At 52.5% G+C, this 3084-nt stretch carries 1 rRNA gene; it reads right to left on the bottom strand.

From position 1 onward, the window contains the following. Positions 1-45: 45 nt before the first annotated feature. Positions 46-2952 (bottom strand): 23S ribosomal RNA (locus JTI98_RS10165). Positions 2953-3084: the final 132 nt, after the last annotated feature.

The raw sequence follows: 3084 nt of genomic DNA, 5'->3' as shown, positions 1-3084 counted from the left end.
GCTGAAAATTTTCTCTCAATTCCGCCAAAACAKCTTCGGCGTTGTAAGGTTAAGCCTCACGGTTCATTAGTACCGGTTAGCTCAACGCATCGCTGCGCTTACACACCCGGCCTATCAACGTCGTCGTCTTCAACGTTCCTTCAGGACCCTTAAAGGGTCAGGGAGAACTCATCTCGGGGCAAGTTTCGTGCTTAGATGCTTTCAGCACTTATCTCTTCCGCATTTAGCTACCGGGCAGTGCCATTGGCATGACAACCCGAACACCAGTGATGCGTCCACTCCGGTCCTCTCGTACTAGGAGCAGCCCCCCTCAATTCTCCAGCGCCCACGGCAGATAGGGACCGAACTGTCTCACGACGTTCTAAACCCAGCTCGCGTACCACTTTAAATGGCGAACAGCCATACCCTTGGGACCTACTTCAGCCCCAGGATGTGATGAGCCGACATCGAGGTGCCAAACACCGCCGTCGATATGAACTCTTGGGCGGTATCAGCCTGTTATCCCCGGAGTACCTTTTATCCGTTGAGCGATGGCCCTTCCATTCAGAACCACCGGATCACTAAGACCTGCTTTCGCACCTGCTCGCGCCGTCACGCTCGCAGTCAAGCTAGCTTATGCCTTTGCACTAACCTCCTGATGTCCGACCAGGATTAGCTAACCTTCGTGCTCCTCCGTTACTCTTTAGGAGGAGACCGCCCCAGTCAAACTACCCACCAGACACTGTCCGCAACCCGGATTACGGGCCTACGTTAGAACACCAGCCATTAAAGGGTGGTATTTCAAGGACGGCTCCACACGAACTGGCGTCCGCGCTTCAAAGCCTCCCACCTATCCTACACATCAAGGACCAGTGTTCAGTGTCAAGCTATAGTAAAGGTTCACGGGGTCTTTCCGTCTTGCCGCGGGTACACTGCATCTTCACAGCGAGTTCAATTTCACTGAGTCTCGGGTGGAGACAGCCTGGCCATCATTACGCCATTCGTGCAGGTCGGAACTTACCCGACAAGGAATTTCGCTACCTTAGGACCGTTATAGTTACGGCCGCCGTTTACCGGGGCTTCGATCAAGAGCTTCTCCTTACGGATAACCCCATCAATTAACCTTCCGGCACCGGGCAGGCGTCACACCGTATACGTCCACTTTCGTGTTTGCACAGTGCTGTGTTTTTAATAAACAGTTGCAGCCAGCTGGTATCTTCGACTGATTTCAGCTCCACGAGTAAATCGCTTCACCTACATATCAGCGTGCCTTCTCCCGAAGTTACGGCACCATTTTGCCTAGTTCCTTCACCCGAGTTCTCTCAAGCGCCTTGGTATTCTCTACCTGACCACCTGTGTCGGTTTGGGGTACGATCTGATGTTACCTGATGCTTAGAGGCTTTTCCTGGAAGCAGGGCATTTGTCACTTCAGCACCGTAGTGCCTCGTCATCACGCCTCAGTGTTAAAGTGAACCGGATTTACCTGGAACACACACCTACACGCTTAAACCGGGACAACCGTCGCCCGGCCAACATAGCCTTCTCCGTCCCCCCTTCGCAGTAACACCTGGTACAGGAATATTAACCTGTTTCCCATCGACTACGCCTTTCGGCCTCGCCTTAGGGGTCGACTCACCCTGCCCCGATTAACGTTGGACAGGAACCCTTGGTCTTCCGGCGAGCGGGCTTTTCACCCGCTTTATCGTTACTTATGTCAGCATTCGCACTTCTGATACCTCCAGCATGCCTCACAGCACACCTTCACAGGCTTACAGAACGCTCCCCTACCCAACAACACTTAGTGTCGCTGCCGCAGCTTCGGTGCATGGTTTAGCCCCGTTACATCTTCCGCGCAGGCCGACTCGACCAGTGAGCTATTACGCTTTCTTTAAATGATGGCTGCTTCTAAGCCAACATCCTGGCTGTCTGAGCCTTCCCACATCGTTTCCCACTTAACCATGACTTTGGGACCTTAGCTGGCGGTCTGGGTTGTTTCCCTCTTCACGACGGACGTTAGCACCCGCCGTGTGTCTCCCGTGATAACATTCTCCGGTATTCGCAGTTTGCATCGGGTTGGTAAGCCGGGATGGCCCCCTAGCCGAAACAGTGCTCTACCCCCGGAGATGAATTCACGAGGCGCTACCTAAATAGCTTTCGGGGAGAACCAGCTATCCCCCGGTTTGATTGGCCTTTCACCCCCAGCCACAAGTCATCCGCTAATTTTTCAACATTAGTCGGTTCGGTCCTCCAGTTAGTGTTACCCAACCTTCAACCTGCCCATGGCTAGATCACCGGGTTTCGGGTCTATACCCTGCAACTTAACGCCCAGTTAAGACTCGGTTTCCCTTCGGCTCCCCTATTCGGTTAACCTTGCTACAGAATATAAGTCGCTGACCCATTATACAAAAGGTACGCAGTCACCCCATTAAAGAGGCTCCCACTGCTTGTACGTACACGGTTTCAGGTTCTTTTTCACTCCCCTCGCCGGGGTTCTTTTCGCCTTTCCCTCACGGTACTGGTTCACTATCGGTCAGTCAGGAGTATTTAGCCTTGGAGGATGGTCCCCCCATATTCAGACAGGATACCACGTGTCCCGCCCTACTCATCGAGCTCACNNCACATGCAATTTTGTGTACGGGGCTGTCACCCTGTATCGCCGGCCTTTCCAGACCGTTCCACTACCACACATGCTGATTCAGGCTCTGGGCTGCTCCCCGTTCGCTCGCCGCTACTGGGGGAATCTCGGTTGATTTCTTTTCCTCGGGGTACTTAGATGTTTCAGTTCCCCCGGTTCGCCTCGTTAACCTATGGATTCAGTTAACGATAGTGCAACGAATTGCACTGGGTTTCCCCATTCGGACATCGCCGGTTATAACGGTTCATATCACCTTACCGACGCTTTTCGCAGATTAGCACGTCCTTCATCGCCTCTGACTGCCAGGGCATCCACCGTGTACGCTTAGTCGCTTAACCTCACAACCCGAAGATGTTTCTTTCGATTCATCATCATGTTGCGAAAATTTGAGAGACTCGAACACACCATTAACAGTGTGTCGTTTCAATTTTCAGCTTGATCCAGATTTTTAAAGAGCAAATATCTCAAAC

This window comes from Citrobacter sp. MGH 55 (assembly GCF_016906145.1).
GTDB classification, from domain to species: domain Bacteria; phylum Pseudomonadota; class Gammaproteobacteria; order Enterobacterales; family Enterobacteriaceae; genus Citrobacter_A; species Citrobacter_A amalonaticus.
This window is presented reverse-complemented; position numbering and strand designations above follow the sequence as displayed.